At 35.3% G+C, this 19,625-nt stretch carries 20 protein-coding genes, 1 tRNA gene and 1 riboswitch; of the genes, 13 read left to right on the top strand and 8 right to left on the bottom strand.

Features of this window, described 5'->3' with window-relative positions; all coding sequences use genetic code 11:
• Window positions 1-22: 22 nt before the first annotated feature.
• The 7 genes from CRO45_RS05510 to CRO45_RS05480 all read left to right on the top strand — a co-directional run bounded on the left by CRO45_RS05510 (window position 23) and on the right by CRO45_RS05480 (window position 8,076).
• A tRNA-Glu gene (locus tag CRO45_RS05510) sits at window positions 23-94 on the top strand.
• Window positions 95-248: 154 nt separating this feature from the next.
• A complete protein-coding gene (locus tag CRO45_RS05505; protein WP_097148631.1) occupies window positions 249-1,172 on the top strand; it encodes a dipeptidase in 924 nt (307 codons plus the stop codon).
• A 484-nt stretch (window positions 1,173-1,656) separates the two neighbouring features.
• Window positions 1,657-3,042: an isochorismate synthase gene (locus CRO45_RS05500; protein WP_097148630.1), complete on the top strand. Its 1,386-nt coding sequence runs from the start codon at window positions 1,657-1,659 to the stop codon at window positions 3,040-3,042.
• The gene (gene menD / locus CRO45_RS05495; protein WP_097148629.1) at window positions 3,035-4,753 is read left to right on the top strand and encodes a 2-succinyl-5-enolpyruvyl-6-hydroxy-3-cyclohexene-1-carboxylic-acid synthase; all 1,719 of its coding nucleotides are present in this window, start codon (window positions 3,035-3,037) and stop codon (window positions 4,751-4,753) included. Before CRO45_RS05500 ends, menD begins: the two co-directional genes overlap by 8 nt.
• Complete coding sequence (menH, locus tag CRO45_RS05490) at window positions 4,750-5,565, top strand: 2-succinyl-6-hydroxy-2,4-cyclohexadiene-1-carboxylate synthase (RefSeq protein ID WP_097148628.1); 816 nt, start codon at window positions 4,750-4,752, stop codon at window positions 5,563-5,565. Before menD ends, menH begins: the two co-directional genes overlap by 4 nt.
• 11 nt (window positions 5,566-5,576) lie before the next feature.
• Window positions 5,577-6,395 carry a 1,4-dihydroxy-2-naphthoyl-CoA synthase gene (menB, locus tag CRO45_RS05485; protein WP_097148627.1) on the top strand — a complete coding sequence of 273 codons (819 nt, stop codon included), beginning with the start codon at window positions 5,577-5,579 and terminating at the stop codon, window positions 6,393-6,395.
• Window positions 6,396-6,642: 247 nt separating this feature from the next.
• A complete protein-coding gene (locus tag CRO45_RS05480; protein ID WP_097148626.1) occupies window positions 6,643-8,076 on the top strand; it encodes an o-succinylbenzoate--CoA ligase in 1,434 nt (477 codons plus the stop codon).
• A 49-nt stretch (window positions 8,077-8,125) separates the two neighbouring features.
• Here CRO45_RS05480 and CRO45_RS05475 read toward each other — a convergent pair whose 3' ends face one another.
• The 3 genes from CRO45_RS05475 to CRO45_RS19895 form a co-directional block, all read right to left on the bottom strand.
• Entirely contained in the window at window positions 8,126-9,127 is a 1,002-nt protein-coding gene (locus CRO45_RS05475) for a metal ABC transporter solute-binding protein, Zn/Mn family (RefSeq protein WP_097148625.1), read from the bottom strand.
• Window positions 9,128-9,233: 106 nt separating this feature from the next.
• Window positions 9,234-9,467, bottom strand: a complete 234-nt coding sequence (gene yidD, locus CRO45_RS05470) for a membrane protein insertion efficiency factor YidD (protein WP_097148624.1) — start codon at window positions 9,465-9,467, stop codon at window positions 9,234-9,236.
• Window positions 9,464-9,628, bottom strand: coding sequence for an LPXTG cell wall anchor domain-containing protein (locus CRO45_RS19895; RefSeq protein ID WP_141400316.1), 165 nt, complete (start codon window positions 9,626-9,628; stop codon window positions 9,464-9,466). The genes yidD and CRO45_RS19895 overlap by 4 nt, the downstream gene beginning before the upstream one ends.
• Before the next feature lie 197 nt (window positions 9,629-9,825).
• Between CRO45_RS19895 and CRO45_RS05465 the strand changes: the two genes are divergently transcribed.
• The 4 genes from CRO45_RS05465 (at window position 9,826) to CRO45_RS05450 (ending at window position 12,211) form a co-directional block, all read left to right on the top strand.
• Window positions 9,826-10,266, top strand: coding sequence for a Dps family protein (locus CRO45_RS05465; RefSeq protein WP_097148623.1), 441 nt, complete (start codon window positions 9,826-9,828; stop codon window positions 10,264-10,266).
• A gap of 149 nt (window positions 10,267-10,415) precedes the next feature.
• Window positions 10,416-10,733: a transposase gene (locus CRO45_RS05460; protein ID WP_097148622.1), complete on the top strand. Its 318-nt coding sequence runs from the start codon at window positions 10,416-10,418 to the stop codon at window positions 10,731-10,733.
• A 238-nt stretch (window positions 10,734-10,971) separates the two neighbouring features.
• Window positions 10,972-11,439, top strand: a complete 468-nt coding sequence (locus CRO45_RS05455; RefSeq protein WP_097148621.1) for an NUDIX domain-containing protein — start codon at window positions 10,972-10,974, stop codon at window positions 11,437-11,439.
• Window positions 11,423-12,211 (top strand): alpha/beta hydrolase family protein, encoded by a 789-nt coding sequence (locus CRO45_RS05450; protein WP_097148620.1) that lies wholly within the window; start codon window positions 11,423-11,425, stop codon window positions 12,209-12,211. Before CRO45_RS05455 ends, CRO45_RS05450 begins: the two co-directional genes overlap by 17 nt.
• 142 nt (window positions 12,212-12,353) lie before the next feature.
• Here CRO45_RS05450 and pckA read toward each other — a convergent pair whose 3' ends face one another.
• Complete coding sequence (gene pckA, locus CRO45_RS05445; protein WP_097148619.1) at window positions 12,354-13,940, bottom strand: phosphoenolpyruvate carboxykinase (ATP); 1,587 nt, start codon at window positions 13,938-13,940, stop codon at window positions 12,354-12,356.
• A 198-nt stretch (window positions 13,941-14,138) separates the two neighbouring features.
• Window positions 14,139-14,265: riboswitch (SAM riboswitch) on the top strand.
• Between the two features lie 241 nt (window positions 14,266-14,506).
• Between pckA and metK the strand changes: the two genes are divergently transcribed.
• Entirely contained in the window at window positions 14,507-15,709 is a 1,203-nt protein-coding gene (gene metK, locus CRO45_RS05440; RefSeq protein ID WP_097148618.1) for a methionine adenosyltransferase, read from the top strand.
• Window positions 15,710-15,754: 45 nt separating this feature from the next.
• Here the strand turns inward: metK and CRO45_RS05435 are convergent, their stop codons facing one another.
• Window positions 15,755-16,297: a hypothetical protein gene (locus CRO45_RS05435; protein ID WP_097148617.1), complete on the bottom strand. Its 543-nt coding sequence runs from the start codon at window positions 16,295-16,297 to the stop codon at window positions 15,755-15,757.
• Between the two features lie 133 nt (window positions 16,298-16,430).
• Window positions 16,431-16,943 (bottom strand): gamma carbonic anhydrase, encoded by a 513-nt coding sequence (locus CRO45_RS05430; protein ID WP_097148616.1) that lies wholly within the window; start codon window positions 16,941-16,943, stop codon window positions 16,431-16,433.
• A gap of 121 nt (window positions 16,944-17,064) precedes the next feature.
• Here CRO45_RS05430 and CRO45_RS05425 point away from each other — a divergent pair, with 121 nt between their 5' ends.
• Window positions 17,065-17,868 carry an alpha/beta hydrolase gene (locus CRO45_RS05425; RefSeq protein ID WP_097148615.1) on the top strand — a complete coding sequence of 268 codons (804 nt, stop codon included), beginning with the start codon at window positions 17,065-17,067 and terminating at the stop codon, window positions 17,866-17,868.
• Window positions 17,869-17,898: 30 nt separating this feature from the next.
• On the opposite strand, the gene CRO45_RS05420 is transcribed toward CRO45_RS05425, so the two are convergent.
• Complete coding sequence (locus CRO45_RS05420) at window positions 17,899-18,480, bottom strand: class I SAM-dependent methyltransferase (protein WP_097148614.1); 582 nt, start codon at window positions 18,478-18,480, stop codon at window positions 17,899-17,901.
• A complete protein-coding gene (locus tag CRO45_RS05415; protein ID WP_097148613.1) occupies window positions 18,480-19,436 on the bottom strand; it encodes a TIGR01212 family radical SAM protein in 957 nt (318 codons plus the stop codon). The genes CRO45_RS05420 and CRO45_RS05415 overlap by 1 nt, the downstream gene beginning before the upstream one ends.
• Between the last annotated feature and the right edge of the window lie 189 nt (window positions 19,437-19,625).

Below are 19,625 nucleotides of genomic sequence, written 5' to 3'. Positions count from 1 at the left end.
AATCCCTCCTTCTCCGCCATAAGGCCCGTTGGTCAAGTGGTTAAGACACCGCCCTTTCACGGCGGTAACACGGGTTCGAATCCCGTACGGGTCATACTAAAAAGTGATTGAAAAAGTTAAAACTTTTTCAATCACTTTTTTTGTTTCAACATATATAATTATATATGTTGAAAAAATAATAATGGCATATGTATTAATTTGAATTATACTTTATACAAAACAAAGCAAATACGATTGGTGGTAGGACCATGAAGATTATTGATTTACACTGTGATGTCTTAAATAAATTGTCTAGAAATGATGAAATTGACTTTCTCAATGATCTACGTTTAGATTCAAACCTCGAGCGATTACAAGCGGGAAATGTTAAAGTTCAAGTGTTTGCTATCTTTGTACATCCTAACATCCCTATTGAGAAAAGGTTTGAAAGTGCATTACAACAAGTTGACGCTTTTAAAAAATTCGTCATTACAAAACCTGGAGTTGTTCATATTACGGATTGGAATCAAATACAACATCTCCAAGAAGGTGAAATTGGAGCTGTGTTAAGCCTTGAAGGTTGTGATTGTATAGGAACTGATATAAATAAATTAAAAGCCCTTGTAGAGGCTGGAGTAAAACTTGTAGGATTAACCTGGAATTATGAGAATGATGTAGCTTATGGTACATTAGAAGATCCAAACAAAGGATTAAAACCTTTTAGTAAAGAGGTTATTCATTATTTAAATGAACAAGATATTATACTTGATGTTGCACATTTAAATGATCTAGGGTTTTACGAATTATTACCAATGGCAAAACATGTAATGGCAAGTCATTGTAATTCACGAACGATTTGTAATAATCCAAGAAATTTAACAGATGAGCAAGTTAAGCAAATTGTTGAAAAAGGTGGTCGTATACACGTTGTATTTTATCCACCATTCATAAATAATTTAGAGACAGCAACTATTGATCAATTAATCGACCATATTAACCATTTAGTGAAATTAGTTGGTATTGAACATGTTGGATTCGGATCAGATTTTGATGGAATTGATTTTAAAATTGAATCTTTATCAAATGCTTCAGAATACCAACAATTAATAAAGGCATTATTAAACCATTTTACCGAAGAAGAAATCAACATTATGAGCTATCAAGGGTTTGAAAAATATGTTTTATCTATTTAAGGCTTGGGTAATCCCAAGCTTTTTTTAGGTAAAAGACCATTATGTTTTTAGTCAAAAATTAACACATTGTTGTAAAACACGATATATATTAACAAAGGTAATGATATGATAGAATAGATAATGTTGAAAAAAGCGCGAGAAGTTTTTTGATTTTGACATAAACTAATTCTCATATTGAAATATGTTAATTAGTTTGATTTACATCATTCAGCAAATTGTAATATGAATAAACTCGAATTTTTTTCTGAATGAGGTAGTAGCCTTCGGCGGTTGCCACAGATTTTAAGGTTGCGGATAACTTAGACTAGAATGCCACATGTAATTATGCGATATGTTTGTGGCAGTGAAATAAATAATTTAATACTACCAGCCCTCGTGTTGGCCTTTGGTGGCGATATCTAAGTAAACTTACAACTTTAGGGCCTTAGCCCATAAAAATCAGTGCTCAAATACGTCGGGGCGTATTTGAATGGAGGGAAATTTCATGGATCAGAAGTGGTTACATACCACTGAAGCTGAAGTGGGTTCTAAAAGTGCAGGATTACACTTTTATATAGAAACAGTAGAAGTAAATCGTCTTTCAGCATTAGCTTTTTATGCAGCTGGGGAGAGTCATTTTAAAGGAAAGCGATTCTTTTGGCAAAATAGAGAAAAGACATTTACTTTAGTTGGTCTTGGACATGCCCATGTTATTGAAAATAACGGGAACGAAAACCGTTTTGATGAAGTCGAAAAAGCTTGGATGGAGCTTACGAAAAATATTGTAAAAGAAGAAAAAGAGCCACAACCAATCCTTTTTGGTGGCTTTACATTTGATCCACAAAATGATGAAAGTGGAGAATGGGATGGTTTTCCACAAAGTTACTTCACAGTTGCAACTTATCAGCTTGTCATTCAAAACGATAAAGCCTATGTAAGTATACATTTAGTAACAGATCAGCTTGATTCGAGAGATCAGTTTGAGCAATTAAGAATGGAACGTGATCGGTTAATTCATGCAGCTCAGGTAAAGGAACTAAAGACGTATAACAAGCCTGTTATGGTTAATTATGATGAACGAAATAAAGAGCAATACTTGCAATCTGTAGAGATGGTATCTAACTTAATCCAAGACAAAAAAGCAGAAAAAGTAGTAATTGCTAGATCTTTATTAATGGATTTTGAAGATGAAATAACATCACCTCAGGTTCTTTCTCATGTTATTAACGAGCAGCCTGAAAGTTACTTATTTGGTCTTGAACGAAATGACTTATTGTTTTTCGGAGCTTCACCTGAAAGATTAGTAAAAGTAGTAAATGGACATGCCTATTCTTCTTGTGTAGCCGGTTCAGTAAAACGAGGTAAGACTGCAGAAGCAGACCAGATGCTAGGTGAAGAGTTATTAAATGATCCTAAAAATTTAGGTGAGCATCAACACGTGGTAAACATGATTGTTGATACTTTTGCAAAAAATTGTATTCAGTATAAAGTTCCTAAAAAACCCAGATTATTAAAAATTAGAGATATCCAACATCTTTTTACACCAGTTGAAGGAACGTTATTGCCAAAAGCTACAATTTTACAATTAGTGAAAGATTTACATCCAACTCCTGCATTAGGCGGTGTGCCACGTAAGGAAGCGCTAACAATTATTCGTAACGCTGAGTCAATGAATCGTGGTTTATATGCTGCACCACTTGGATGGGTTGACGCGGAGGGCAATGGTGAATTTGCAGTTGCTATTCGTTCTGCATCACTAAAAGACAATAAAGCGATTCTTTATGCTGGTGGGGGAATCGTAGCAGAATCTGAAGCCCAATCAGAATATGAAGAAACATTAGTGAAGTTCCGTCCAATGTTACGTGCCTTAGGAGGACAACTACATGAGTGAACGTGAAATTTTAACAAATTATGTTTATCAAATTGTTGCATCTATTAAAAATAACGGTGTTGAAGATGTAGTAATTAGCCCAGGTTCTCGTTCGACTCCATTAGCATATGCTTTTGCATCAATTAAAGATATACAAGTATATAGACAAGTAGATGAACGCTCAGCGGCATTTTTTGCATTAGGACTTGCGAAAGCAAAACAAAAGCCAGTTGCACTATTGTGTACTTCAGGTACTGCAGCAGCTAATTATTTTCCTGCGATTGTTGAAGCAAAATATTCAAGGGTACCGTTAATCGTTATTACTGCTGATAGGCCACATGAACTTCGCGAAGTAGGTGCTCCACAAGCAATCAATCAAAACCGATTATACGGTGAACATGTAAAATGGTCGGTGGATTTTCCTGTTCCAGATGATGCGAAACAAACATTACCTTTTGTAGAAAGACATGTTGCAAGGGCTGTTAATATTGCAAATAATGCACCTTTTGGACCGGTCCACTTAAATGTACCGTTTCGTGAACCGTTACTTATTAACTTTATGGAGCAATTACCAGCTACTACATTTAAGAGAAGTTTGTCAGGTGAAATTACACCAACTGGGGAATCAAAACAATTGTTAGTGGAATTAATCGAACAAACGAAAAAAGGATTTATCATCGTTGGCGAGTTACCATTAGGAACAGACTTACGTCATATGTGGAACTTTGTTCGAAAAGTAAAATGGCCAGTATTAGTCGAAAGTCTATCGAATATGCGTACGAACATTCCAGAAGATTGTAAACCGTCTATCATTACAACATATGACGCTCTATTAAAAGATGAAGCATTCCGTAACCAAGTAACTGCTGATACAGTGATCCGTTTTGGTGCACAGCCGGTTTCAAAATTTTTAACGATTTATTTAACTGAAACTATGCCAACAAATTATATCGTTGTAGATGAAGATCCAATGTTCCGTGATTCCACTTCTGTGTCTACTCATTTTATCCATGCATCGATTGGTGAATGGATAGATGAATTAAACGTTGTATCTGAACTCGATGGTGAGTATTTCAATAAATGGCGAGCAAGTGAAGAGATGGCTATTAATTTCATTACAGATTATGTTGAATCTGAAGTGGATGAAGGAGCTATGGTTCGATCGCTGTTAGAACAATTGCCAGATGGAAGTGACTTATTCGTTAGTAGCAGTATGCCGATTAGAGATATCGATACATTCCTAGTCCCTACAGACAAGGATATTCAAGTGTTTGCAAACCGAGGGGCAAATGGTATTGATGGTGTCATATCAACTGCTATTGGATTTAGCAAAGGTAGACTAGATCGACATATGTACTTACTTATTGGCGACTTGGCCTTTTTACATGATGTGAATGCTTTTATTGCTTCAAGATATCAACCATGTGATATTACTGTAATTGTTTTAAATAATGATGGTGGGGGAATTTTCTCTTATTTATCGCAATCGACAGTAAAAGAATATTATGAAGATCTATTTGGTACGCCAACAGCACTTCAATTCGAACAAGTAGCAAAAATGTATGATATGGAATACATACAAATTAACGAATTGGAAGAAATGAAAACTATTTTAAGTAAAGAGAAAGTAAAACCACTTCGTTTAATTGAAGTTTTTACAGATCGACAACAAAACGTTGAAGCTCATCGTCGATTATGGAAGCAAATTCATTCGGAGTTAGGTTCGTTATGATGTTATCTGTAAGAGGGCTTAACTACCATGTAAAAATATGGAATGAACAATCTACTGAAACTATCGTTTTATTACATGGTTTTACTGGAAGTGTTGATACATGGTCTACAATAGTAACACAACTTCCAAATTCGATTAAAATTATAGCAATCGATTTAATTGGGCATGGTAAAACTGATGCACCAATAGTTTCTTCGCGTTATAGGATGGATGAGCAAATAGCTGATTTAAAAGCTATTTTGGATCAATTATCTTTAAATGCATTTACATTGCTAGGATACTCAATGGGTGGTCGCGTAGCTCTTTCCTATGTTTGCGCTTATCCTGAAGGGGTTAAAAATTTAATTTTAGAAAGCTCTTCACCAGGTTTAAAAACTGAAGATGAGAGAGTTGCGCGAAGGTTAGCAGATGATTCACTTGCAAATAAGATAGAAGCAAAAGGAATTGTGTCATTCGTAAATGCATGGGAAAACATCCCCTTGTTTGCATCGCAAAAAAACTTATCGTTAGACATTCAACAGTCTGTACGAAACGAAAGGATAGCTCAAAGAGAAATCGGGTTAGCTAACAGTTTGAGGGGAATGGGTACGGGCGCTCAAAAATCATTATGGAATGAATTACATTCTATATCGATTCCTGTTTATTTAATAACGGGTGAGCTAGACCATAAGTTTTATAATATCGCAGGTGAAATGAAAACAATTCTACAAGATGCAAAACACTATCATATAGATGGTGTAGGACATGCAATTCATGTGGAAAATCCGACACAATTTGCTACAATAATAAAGGATGTCTATCAAAATAATTAGGGGGCTATTAAATGGCTAGAGAATGGACAACATTACATACTTATGAAGAGATCAAGTATGAATTTTATAATGGTATTGCAAAAATTACAATTAACCGACCAGAAAAGCGTAATGCATTTACACCAAAAACAGTTGCGGAAATGATTGACGCTTTTTCACGTGCACGTGAAGATTCTAAAATTGGTGCAATTATTTTAACAGGTGAAGGTGACTTAGCCTTCTGTTCAGGTGGAGACCAAAGTGTTCGTGGACATGGTGGGTACGTTGGTGACGACCAAATTCCACGTTTAAACGTATTAGACTTACAACGTTTAATCCGTGTAATTCCAAAACCAGTTGTTGCGATGGTAGCAGGTTATGCAATTGGTGGTGGACATGTATTACACGTAGTATGTGACTTAACAATTGCTGCAGAAAATGCTCGTTTTGGACAAACTGGACCACGTGTAGGTTCATTTGATGCTGGATACGGAGCAGGTTATTTAGCACGTATTATTGGTCACAAAAAAGCGAAAGAAATCTGGTTCTTATGCCGTCAATATGATGCACAGCAAGCACTTGAAATGGGCTTAGTAAACACAGTTGTTCCTCTTGAGCAATTAGAAGATGAAACAGTTCAATGGTGTGAAGAAATGCTACAATTATCACCAACTGCGTTACGTTTCTTAAAAGCATCATTCAATGCTGATACAGATGGTTTAGCAGGATTACAACAATTAGCTGGAGACGCTACTTTACTTTATTACACAACTGATGAAGCAAAAGAAGGTCGCGATGCATTTAAAGAAAAACGCAAACCGGACTTCGACCAATTCCCAAAATTCCCTTGATCATTTAAAAGCATTATGGAAATTGAAAGATAAGAGAATAAACCCTCTTATCTTTTTTTAATGGGTGCGAGTACCAGGTACACACACACGGGTGCGAGTACCAGGTACACACACAATTCAGAAACAATTCAGAATTGTTCGGGTACCAGGTACAAACACAATTCTCACACAATTTCAATCGCCAATTTTTTGCGATTGTTGAAAATAGGAGTAAAATAAGGATATTAGTGATTTTGGAGGAATGAACATGTACCCTAACTGGATATTGCAGCGTGCATATTTAACACCGAAGAGAAGTGCCTTAACATTCGAAGGTAAGACTTGGAATTTTGAACAGATGAAAGATATTTCAGTCCAGCGTGCATACCAACTTTCCTCTCTTGGAATTGAAGAAAATAGTCGAATTGCAATCATTGGCCGTAGTCGACCAAATCTAATATTTATCATTTATGCTTGTATGCACCTAAAATGTGAAATGGTTTTACTAAACCGCAAATTAGCAATAGACGAACTTGCATACCAAATTAAAGATTCAGAAGTTACATATGTTATCGCAGATGATGAAGACTTACCCTTACTTCCGAACGATATAAATGTCTTAAAATTCTCGGAAGTAGAGAATTGTAAAGGAACTCCGATACAAATTGATATGGAATGGTCAATAGATCAAACAACATCCATTATGTATACATCAGGTACAACAGGGTTTCCAAAAGGTGTAAGACAAACAGTAGGCAATCACCAAGCTAGTGCATTAGCTTCTATATTAAATATTGGATTATCAGAAGAAGATGTATGGCTTTGCGCGGTGCCTTTGTTTCATATAAGCGGATTATCCATTCTAATTAGATCATTATTGTATGGGAATGCAGTGAAATTATATGAAAAGTTTGATGCAAATGGTGCAGTTGATGACATTGCAACCGGTCGAGTGACACATATGTCCCTCGTAGCAGTCATGTTAGAGCGTATTTTAAATCGATTAGAGGAAAATGTGTTAAAGGCCTCACCGAAGTTTAAAATCATTCTAGCAGGGGGAGGACCGGTTCCTAAAGATTATTTACTTCGTGCACAAAAAGTACATTTGCCCATTGCACAGACCTATGGAATGACAGAAACATCATCTCAAACAGCAACTTTATCTAACCAAGATGCAATAAGAAAACTAGGCTCAGCAGGAAAGTCACTATTCTTTAACCAGATTAAGATTGCAGATGCGGACAAGCCTTTTGTCGAAGGTGAAATATTAATACGTGGACCACATGTTACACCTGGTTATATCGGGCAATTCAGCGAGAAGAGTGCAACGATTGACGGCTGGTTACATACTGGAGATATTGGTTATTTGGATGAAGAAGGCTATTTATATGTAGTTGATCGTAGGTCGGATTTAATAATCTCAGGTGGAGAAAATATTTATCCTGCCGAAATTGAAAATGTACTAATGGCTCACAATGCAATTCGCGAAGCTGGAGTTTGCGGAATGGCTGATGAAACGTGGGGCGAGGTCCCTATAGCTTTTGTTGCTTTGAAAAATGAAACAACAAAGGAATCTATCCTACAATATTGTCAGGAACATTTAGCAAAATATAAAGTTCCGAAAAACATTTATTTTGTGGAGTCGCTGCCTCGTAACGGTTCAAATAAATTAATGCGTAGAAAATTAAAAGAATTACTATAAAAAAATCCTCGACCTGGCAATACATTGCTTAAGTCGAGGATTTTTTTATTTAAGGATTTAACGCTTCTCTAAAAGTTTCAATATTTTTTTTCATTAAAGTAAAGTAGTTTTCATCATTTGCAACATCTTGTTCTGTTAATACACTTAAATTGTGTAAAGTTAAACTTTTTGCGCCAATTTCATTTTGAATAACAGATGTTAAGTTTGAGGAAACATTTTGTTCAAATAAAATATATTTAGCCTCTAGTTCTTCAGCTAAATCAACAATTTCAATTAATTCCTTTTGCGTAGGTTCACTTTGTGAGTTAAGACCCGCAATAGGTACTTGAATTAAACCATATTGTCCAGCTATATAGCCAAAGGAAGAGTGGGAAATAAAGAATGTTTTTGTAGAAGCTTCTGAAACTAATTTGCTAAATTCCTTATCTAAAGCTTCTAGTTCATCTACTAATGCTTCATAATTATCTGTAAAAATTTCCTCTTGTTCAGGCAACTCACTAACTAATTCGTCTTTAATTACTAAAGCTAAATCTTGGCTTAATACTGGTGATAACCAAATATGTGGATCCACATCACCGTGATTGTGATCGTCGTGTTCTTCTGTAGCATGATCATGTTCATCCTCATTTTCATCCTCATGTCCAACTGATTCTTCATAAGAATGGCCTTTTGATATATGCAGCTTTTCTTCTGCAATATTTTCGCTTGTAGAAACAAATTTCACGTTCTCATTTGCTAAAGTAGATTCTGCTTTCTCCACAAATCCCTCAAGACCTAGACCAATATAGAAGAATAAATCACTTTCGGCAAGGCTCATCATATCTTGTTGTGTCGGTTCAAATGTATGTTCATTTGCGCCTGTTGGGTATATTGAAGACACGTTAACGTACTCGCCACCAATGCGTTCAGCAAAATATGTTAATGGATAAACAGTTGTATAAATGTCAATTTTATTTGAATCGTTCTTTGACTCTGTTGTTTCTGTACTTGAGCATGCAGTTACTAGCAGTGCAATAACTGACAATGCAAATATAGAAAAGACCTTTTTCATTATTTGACCAACTCCATAAATAGTAATAATTACGATTTGCGATAAATTCACAAAAACAATCATAACTTATCAGAACCAAAAACACAATTAAAAAAAGCCATCGAAATTATTTTTTTTTCGATGGCCATTCATCTGGTACAGGGTCAAAGCCACCAGGATGAAAAGGTTGGCATTTTAATATTCTTTTAGTTGTAAGGAATACACCTTTAATTGCACCATGTTTTTGAAAAGCTTCCAACCCATACTGGGAGCACGTTGGGTGAAAACGACAACTCGGTGGTGTCATCGGGGAAATATATTTCCGGTACAGTTTTATTAACCATATAAAGGGGTATTTCATTTGTCATCCTTCTTTAAATCGTATTTGTTTTGTACAGGTTTTGGATCAACGGTTTGTGTAAACATTCCTTTTTTTCTTTTACGTAAAAAGAATATACCACCAATAATAATTAGTAAATACATAACAGCCACTAAAATAATAATAGCCAATGTAATATCCACAATTCTCACTCTCCATAAATCGATACTATTATTATATCTTAAATTTAGAATAAGAACTTTAAATTAGATTGAATATTACTTGAGATGTCATTAATTGAGTTATATTTCTGAAGTGAAAGGTAATAATAGTAGTTGAATCGTCAATGAATAATTGTTAGAGAATATTATAAGGATATAATAAAAAGAGGTGCGAAATATTGGCAACAAATCGACTAAATACACAACTTAATGAACTAGTAGCAACTTACTCTGTACTTTATACAAAACTTCATAATTATCACTGGTACGTAACAGGTCCAAGCTTTTTTACATTACATGAAAAATTTGAAGAATTATACAATGAAGTTACATTAAATTTAGACGAGATAGCTGAACGTATATTAACTAAAGGTGGAAAGCCAGTTGCTACATTAAAAGAACATTTAGAGCTTTCACATGTGCAAGAAGCCACTGGTTCAGAAACTACTGAAGAGATGGTACAAACGATTATCAAGGACTTTCAAGCGATTATGAAGCTCATAAATGAAGCTATGGGCCAAGCGTCAGAAGAGGGAGATGATCGAACAGAAGATATTTTAAATGCAATCTTCCAAAGTCTTGAAAAACATAATTGGATGTTAAAGTCATTCTTAGGATAACAAAACAAAACAGTGGGGAGAGTGTTCCTCATTGTTTTTTGATTTTGAAATCTCCATTGGAGCAGAAAATTAAGTCGACCCTCGGTAGGTCGACTTATGTTTTTTTAGTATAGCAATAGTAAGCGCTCCGCATACTTATGTAAAAAGGAGTGGTTACTATCGAAACAAACGTATATGTATCTGTTGTAAATAATTCTTTTAGCTTTGTACCATCAAGTGCTCCCTGTGAATTTAAATTAACAATGCCATCTGAAAAGGCACGAGTTTTTGAAAGAATATTTCAACAAATTGATTCTTTAGAGTTTCATAATATGGTTCGTGCACATTTACCATATTTACCCTATCATATGGATGAGTCAAACCACGAAATAGATTATCGTTTGATGAAAATCTATGCGCTCATTCACGAATTTGGAGATGAAGAAACGAAGAAGTTTGTGGAGCAATTACCATACTTCAACAACTAGTTAAAACGCCTTTTTGTGCGGACTTTAAAAGTAACGGATATTTCCATTTTTCTATGAAGTTAATGACAACAATCCCTTTACTAGCTTATTATTAATATATTCAGTGGGAAACGTCTGAATATATTATAGCCTCCGGCGGATGCCACAGATTTTCAATAGAAATTTTCGAGCTTGCTCGAAAAAATCTGGGCACACATACGCCAAGGCGTATGTGATTAAGTAGGAGTTGAGTAAAGGGATGTTTACATTTATAGATGAAAATGGATGCCAAGTTGAATTGTCTTTTGAAGAAAATCAGTTTACCGTAGAACCTAAACATGTTTTAGTTATGGTACATTACCAAGGGAAATGGTTATGTGCAATCAATAAAAAACGTGGGGTTGAATTTCCAGGTGGGAAAGTAGAACCTGGCGAAACGTTATTTGAGGCAGCAATTAGGGAAGTGTACGAAGAAACTTCTGTACATATTACAAATTTAAAATGGTTTGCAGACTATTTAGTGCATGGAGATGTACCATTTTGTAAATCCGTATTCACAGGTAAAGTGGAAAGAATAGATCCATTTGTTGAAGAACATGAAACAATCGGTATGATTTGGCTAACAACAGAGGAGTTACTAAATCATCCCACTTTAAGTTTCTACATGAAAGATGCAGGAATGAAAAAGATGTTGCAGGAAGTGAAACAGCATGAAAGACAATGGTAGTATTGAGGAAATTCGTAATTACCCCTCGCCAAACCCAAATATTGCCTTATACGAAATTAGTTATTGGTCAGAAGGTTTTTTAGTTAAAGGGTTATTAGCAAAACCGGTTAAAGAAGGGAATTATCAAGCACTTCTTTATTTAAGAGGTGGATTACAATTTGTAGGGGCTGTTCGGCCACCTAGAATTGCTCAATTTGCTGCTCAAGGGTTTATCGTATTTGCACCTTACTATCGTGGCAATCGTGGTGGACAAGGCCGCGATGAATTTGCAGGAAGTGATCGATATGATGCAGTGTACGGAGCTGACGTATTAAAGCAATTTAGCAATAAGGATAAGATAAATGTATATGGATTTTCACGAGGCGGTCTAATGGCACTTTGGACAGCCATTTTACGTGACGATATCCAATCTGTTGTCGTTTGGGCTGGTGTATCCAATGTTTCCTCTATGTATATAGAAAGAGTAGATATGCGACGAACATTGAAACGAATTATTGGTGGGCCACCAACAAAATTTAAAGAATTATATGACGATAGAACCCCTCTATATCAAATCAATAAAGTAACTGCACCTGTACTCATCATCCATGGATTTGAAGACCAACACGTAAGTATTGAACAGGCCTATTACTTAGAAAATGCATTAAAAAGGAAAAATAAAGAATACGAAACTTGGTTTTACCCAAGTTTAAAACATCACTATCCACCAAAAGAAAATCGAAAAACCGTAAGAGCATTATGTGAATGGATGAAAACAAAGGCTACTGTTTAAAGTAATTTAGGTACTTATAAAAGATCATTACAAAAGAACCAGCCTCAAGGCCGTAATGAATCCCATAATTAAAACCACCCATTTAAAACGGGTGGTTTTAATTTTATATGATATATGTCAAAAAAACATTATGTCGAAGTTATTATACTAAGGGTGCACCATTTTTAGCGATTTCATCAGAAACATTGCCAAACTTTTTAAAGTTTTCTTTAAATAAGTCTGCTAAGTATTTTGCTTTTTGATCGTAAGCTTCTTTATCTGACCATGCATCGCGTGGGTTTAACACCTCAGAAGGAACTCCCTCGATGTTCGTAGGAATGTGTAAACCAAATACAGGATCTTGAACAGTTTCCACGTCATTTAATTTACCATCAATCGCTGCACGAACCATTGTACGAGTATATGAAAGTTTCATACGACTTCCAACGCCATATTCTCCACCAGTCCAGCCAGTGTTTACTAAGAATACTTGTGCACCATGCTCATCAATTTTCTCACCTAACATTTCTGCATAACGTGTTGCAGGTAATGGTAAGAATGGAGAACCGAAGCAAGTTGAGAATACTGGTTCCGGTTCAGTAATACCACGTTCAGTACCAGCTAATTTAGATGTAAATCCACTTAAGAAGTGGTACATTGCTTGTTCTTTTGTTAACTTACTGATTGGAGGTAATACACCAAATGCGTCAGCAGTTAAGAAAACAATTGTTTTAGGGTGCCCAGCAACTGAAGGCGTTACAATGTTATCGATAAAATGAATTGGATAAGCTGCACGTGTATTTTCAGTTAGTGAACCATCATCATAGTCAGGTATACGAGTTGCTTCATCAACTACAACATTTTCTAGTACAGAACCAAATCGAATTGCATTATAAATCTCTGGTTCTTTTTCTGCAGAAAGGTTAATAGTTTTTGCGTAGCAACCGCCTTCGATATTGAATACACCGTTATCAGACCAACCGTGTTCATCGTCACCGATTAGTTTACGATTAGCATCTGCAGATAATGTTGTTTTACCTGTCCCAGAAAGACCAAAGAACAATGCAACATCCCCAGCTTCACCAACGTTCGCTGAACAGTGCATTGATAAAATACCTTGTTCAGGTAATAGGTAGTTCATAATACCGAAGATTGACTTTTTCATCTCTCCAGCATATTCAGTACCGCCTATTAAAATGACTTTCTTTTCAAAAGAAACAATAATAAATGCTTCAGAATTAGTACCATCTACAGCTGGATCTGCTTTAAATGTAGGTGCTGCAATAATTGTAAATTCTGCTGAATGTGATGTTAATTCTTCTTCAGTTGGACGGATAAATAATTGATGACAGAATAGATTATGCCAAGCAAATTCGTTTACAACTTGGATCGGAAGTTGTGAATCTTTGTCTGCACCAGCAAACCCTTTAAATACATAAAGTTCATCTTTTTCTTTTAAGAAATTTAAAACTTTTACATAAAGATTATCGAACACTTCAGCAGAAATTGTTTGGTTAACTTTGCCCCAGTCAATTTTGTCTTTTGTGCTCTCTTCTTCCACAATAAATTTATCTTTTGGAGAACGTCCAGTATATTTACCTGTTTTGGCTACAATAGCACCATCAGCAGTTAGTAATGCTTCACCGCGATTTGTAGTTTTTTCCACTAATTGTGGTACTGATAATTGAGTTTTTACATTTTTACCGTTTAATAATTCCTTCAGTTCGTTTGCAATTTCTACTGAATTCATCGATTAAATACCATCCTTTTTGTAGTAATGTTCCCATGAATGGGAAGGGTTTATATATTTTCAAAAATAGTATAACACATTGCCTTGAATAATCTATACTAATTAAAGAAAAAATTTGTTACATTTTAGATAATAAAAGTAAGAAAAATGAATTGACAAAATTCATTAATTTTCGTAGTATTTACACTTGAACGGATACTCTTATCCCGAGCTGGTGGAGGGTCAAGGCCCAGTGAAGCCCGGCAACCTGCATTTTACTATCTTATAGTAATAATAGCGATGGTGCCAACCTGATGCAAGGGAAAATTCCCTTGAACGATAAGAGTGAAAGGTATTGAAGTTATAATTCCTTTTACTCATGGTTAGTGTGTGAGTAAGGAATTTTTTTTTGTATAAAATATTAATGACTAAAATATTATCAATACTTCCTATTTATAAACCCTTTCGTTTTCTCGTGTTAAAAGCAACAAAAGCTTGGAGTTTTTCTAAATTAGAAAAAACTTAACATGGGTAATGAGTACCGTATCAAAATAAGAACATTTCGCTTCTTACTTAGGAGGACATACATGACAAATCGTCGACTGTTTACATCAGAAAGTGTTACAGAAGGGCATCCAGATAAAATTTGCGACCAAATTTCTGATGCAATTTTAGATGCAATTTTAACAGAAGATCCAAATGCACGTGTAGCTTGTGAGACAACTGTAACAACTGGCTTAGTTTTAGTTGCAGGTGAAATTACAACTTCTACCTATGTAGATATTCAAAGTGTTGTTCGTAATACAGTAGCTGAAATTGGCTACACACGTGGTAAGTACGGCTTTGATGCTGAGAACTTAGCAGTACTAACAGCTATCGGAGAACAATCACCTGATATTGCACAAGGGGTTGACCAAGCACTTGAAGCTCGTGAAGGTTCAATGACGGACGAAGACATTGAAGCAATCGGAGCGGGAGACCAAGGTTTAATGTTTGGTTTTGCATGTAACGAAACGCCAGAGCTTATGCCATTACCAATTAGTCTTGCTCATAAATTAGCTCGTCGTCTGACAGAAGTTCGTAAAACAAATGAACTTTCATATTTACGCCCAGACGGTAAAACTCAAGTAACTGTAGAATATGATGAAAACAATCAACCGGTTCGTGTTGATACAATTGTTATTTCTACACAACATGATGAAGATGTAACATTAGAACAAATTCAATCAGATTTAAAAGAGAAAGTAATTTCACAAGTAGTACCTGCAGAACTAATTGATGAAAATACAAAATATTTCATTAACCCTACTGGTCGCTTCGTTATTGGAGGACCTAAAGGTGACGCAGGGTTAACTGGTCGTAAAATTATTGTTGATACTTATGGAGGTTATGCACGCCATGGAGGTGGTGCGTTCTCAGGTAAAGATCCAACAAAAGTAGACCGTTCTGCTGCTTATGCTGCTCGTTATGTTGCGAAAAATATTGTAGCATCTGGTTTAGCTGATCGCGCGGAAGTTCAATTAGCTTATGCTATTGGTGTTGCTCGACCTGTTTCTATTTCTGTAGATACATTCGGAACTGGTAAAGTAGAAGAAAGCAAACTTGTAGAATGGGTAAGTGAACTATTTGACTTACGCCCTGCAGGTATTATTAAAATGCTTGACTTACGTCGCCCTATTTACCAACAAACAGCAGCCTATGGACATTTTGGAAGAAATGATCTAGAAGTACCTTGGGAAAATACAGATGTAGCTGAGCAGTTAAGAGAAAAAGCAAGTCTATATCTATAATATAGAAGATGAAATAAAACAGGTGGATTATTATCCACCTGTTTTTTAATATTCCTCAATTGATACTTCAAGAGACAATACTTTTTCATAAATTCTATTCTTTAAATCTGCAGATAGATTACTGGTGGTGGCAAACTCAAATAGTTGTCCATCGTAAAATTCAAAAATGTATTTTTCTTCCAACTGGTTGGTGGGTAGTTCATGAAATACCTTGCTAATTTTATTCCATTCATGTCTTTCTGTTTCTCCAAATAGAGGCATAAATTCAATATAGTTTTCATCTAAGTAGATGGAATACTGGATTCCAACAAAGTTCACATAAAATAAGATAAACACCCCGACAAAGCCGATAGCCAAATTAATAACAAGGTGCTTAATCAAATACATCCCAAATAAAAACATGCAAATGATGCCAAACGATATTAAATACAAAATGAAGCTCTTTCCATAGGATATAAAAGCAATGTGATCTGATTTACTAGTCCACAACATTGAAATCATTTCAGGTGTTATAAACACTAATATTGGTATCAAAATGATTACTATTATATATAACCAATTGGCTGTTTTTTTCTTTTTAAGTAGCATTGTATCCCCCTGATAGACAAAAAATTATATGGTATTACTAATATATTAAAGTGTTAACTAGAATATAGCCGAACCATAAACAAAAAAAGCTAGCAACAATCCTATTGCCAGCTTACCTAAAAGTTGTTTGAGGTTATTTTAATAGAGATTTATAATATTGTCCTTTTTCAACATATTCAGCAATAATCCGATCCATATCTTTGCGATCTTCCGGTGTAACTTCACGAACAACTTTGGCAGGACTTCCCATTGCAAGTGTATTTGGGGGAATTTTCTTTCCAGGAGGGACTAAACTACCAGCGCCGATAAATGCCCCTTCACCAATTTCAGCGCCATCTAGTATAATTGAGCCCATTCCGATTAAAGCACGCTTTCGAATAACACAACTATGTAATGTTACTTGATGACCAACTGTTACTTCATCTTCAATAATTAATGGGTTGTTTGGACTTTGGTGTAAGCAACTAAGATCTTGAATACTACAGCGTTTACCGATAATAGTAGGGGCAACATCGCCTCGTATGACCGTGTTAAACCATATTGAAGTTTCTTCTCCAATCGTAACATCACCTGTAATAACTGCATGATCTGCAATATAAACAGTTGGGTCTATTTTAGGATTTTTGTCTTTGTATGGATAAATCATCGAAATACTCCTCATTTCAAAGTAAAATATATATTATAATCGTAACAAATACTTAAGATAAAATAAAAGCGTAAGGCAAGAATGCCCATATTTTTGGATGTGGGTAGGAGGAAAGAAAGTTATGTGGAAATGGGAAACAGAAGGACAGCCGAAAGCCGTTGTCGTTATTATACATAGTGCGTTCGAACATCATCGTTGGTATGCTTGGCTAATTGAAAAACTAAGACAAGATGGTAATCACATAGTGATGGGGGATTTGCCTGGCCATGGTGAGGATTCAAAATACGCAAGAATTCATGATAAGACGGTGAATGAATATATAGAATATGTTAAACAGTTAATGCAAATTGCTCTGACTTATGAATTACCGGTCTTTATCATTGGACATGGTTTAGGTGGGACGCTTGCAATTCAATATTTAAAAAAGAGCAAAGCTGAATGTGCGGGGCTAATTTTAAGTTCACCATGGCTTTCTTTACAAAGACATGCGAACTTATTAAAAAACGCATTAGCTAATTTAGGAACATTAACTTCTAATATGAAACTTTCTTTAGATTTTGATAAAAAGGCATTAACGAATAGTCTTGAAGGATATCAAGAAATAGATGATGAGATTGTATATAAAACGAATGTAACAGTAAGTTGGTATAAAGAAATACAACTGCTAATGAAAAACTTAACTTCTCAACAAGTAAGCCCCCTTTCATTACCAATTCTTCTTATGACCGCAAAGCACGACAAAATCACCGACCCTGATCAATCTAGAAAATGGTTATTACAACAATCGTCGATTAACTTCCAATATAAGGAGTGGCCGATAAGTTACCATAATCTATTTCATGATTCAGAGCGGGATCAAGTGTATTTTTATGTGAATGATTTTATAAACAATTCCATCCGATCCCTAGGGTATATTGTAGAATAAGTAAAATAAAAACTGCCTAAAAAGTCATGATTATGACTCTTTAGGTAGTTTTTTAGTTTTCTCTATAGCGACGATAAAAGGTGGATCATTCTTTTGATTTAAAAATTCATATTTTAATACTTGAACATATTTTTGAGGTAAATTGCTTACATAGTTTAAGACTGCATCTCTTTCAGCTTTACCACCTTCATGTCCATGATAGATGACAAGAACAATCATACCATTCACTTTTAGCAAATTAAGTAAGCCTTCAATTGCTTGAATAGTTGTTTCGCCTTTAGTAATTATTTCGTGGTTTGCACCAGGTAAATAGCCTAAATTGAAAACAGCGCCAGCTATTTCACCTGAAAAGTATTTTGTTACATGTTGATGACCATCTAAAATGACTGTCGCACGATTCTCTAAACCACTTTCTTTTAATCGATTGATTGTAGCGTTAACAGCATCTTGTTGAATATCAAAGGAATAAACATGTCCATTCTCTCCAACCAGTTCAGCTAAAAATAATGTATCATGACCATTTCCAGCTGTTGCATCAACTACAACTTCACCTTTTTCGATGGATTCGGTTAGAAGGAATTTCGCATATTGTAAAACCCGTTGTAACTTCATTATTTCGGTAACTCCTGCTTGTAATATTTCCCTTGCCAGCTTCCACGTCGTTCAAGCTCTGCATCAATTCCATTTAATACTTCCCATTTATTGACACTCCACATTGGCCCAATCATTAAATCTATCGGACCATCACCAGTAATACGATGAACGATCATCTCAGGTGGTATTATTTCTAATTGGTCTGCAACAAGGTTAATATATTGATCTTTTTCAAGGAACTCAAGCATGCCTTTTTCGTATTGTTTTACTAAAGGGGTACCTTTTAATAGATGTAGAAGGTGTATTTTTATTCCTTGAACATCAAGTTTCGCAACTTCACGAGCAGTTTCCATCATCATGTCGTAGTCTTCTAATGGTAGTCCATTAATAATGTGTGTACATACTCGTATTCCGTGTTTGCGAAGTTTGTTTACACCTTCAACATACGTCGCGTAATCATGTGCGCGGTTAATAAGATTTGCTGTTTTCTCATGCACTGTTTGAAGGCCAAGTTCAACCCATAAATAAGTACGTTCATTTAGTTCAGCCAAGTATTCAACAACATCGTCTGGTAAGCAGTCGGGTCTAGTTGCAATACTTAAGCCCATAACCCCTTCACATGCTAATGCTGCTTCAAACTTTTCTTTTAATACAGGTAGCGGGGCATGTGTATTCGTATAAGCTTGGAAATAAGCCATTGTTTTACCATCTTTCCACTTTTCCTGCATTTTTGACTTTATCTTTTCAAATTGCACTGGAATAGGATCTACACGGTCTCCTGCAAAGTCTCCACTTCCAGCTGCACTACAAAATGTACAACCTCCAAAAGCCACTGTGCCGTCACGATTTGGGCAATCAAATCCAGCATCTAAAGCGACCTTATATACTTTATGACCAAATTCATTTCTTAAATAACGATTCCATGTATAATAACGCTTCCCATCAGAAGGAAACGGAAAATTTTGTTCAGACATTTATTTCACACTCCTATCTACCTATTTTATCACAGGTTTAATGTTGTCGTACATTAGGTACAGATACTAGAAAAATTCTGAAAAGTTACTATTATTTCTACCAATAAAATTTTTCTTGTGCTTTTGTATAAAGAAGAATACTATTATTTTTTGGCGGATAGGAAAGTATAAGTTTTTAAGGAAATCCGC

Origin of the sequence: Ureibacillus acetophenoni (genome assembly GCF_900220965.1) — a bacterium.
Classification (GTDB): Bacteria; Bacillota; Bacilli; order Bacillales_A; family Planococcaceae; genus Ureibacillus; species Ureibacillus acetophenoni.
The sequence above is the reverse complement of the archived record's forward strand: the minus strand, read 5'-3'. Positions and strand labels throughout refer to the sequence as shown.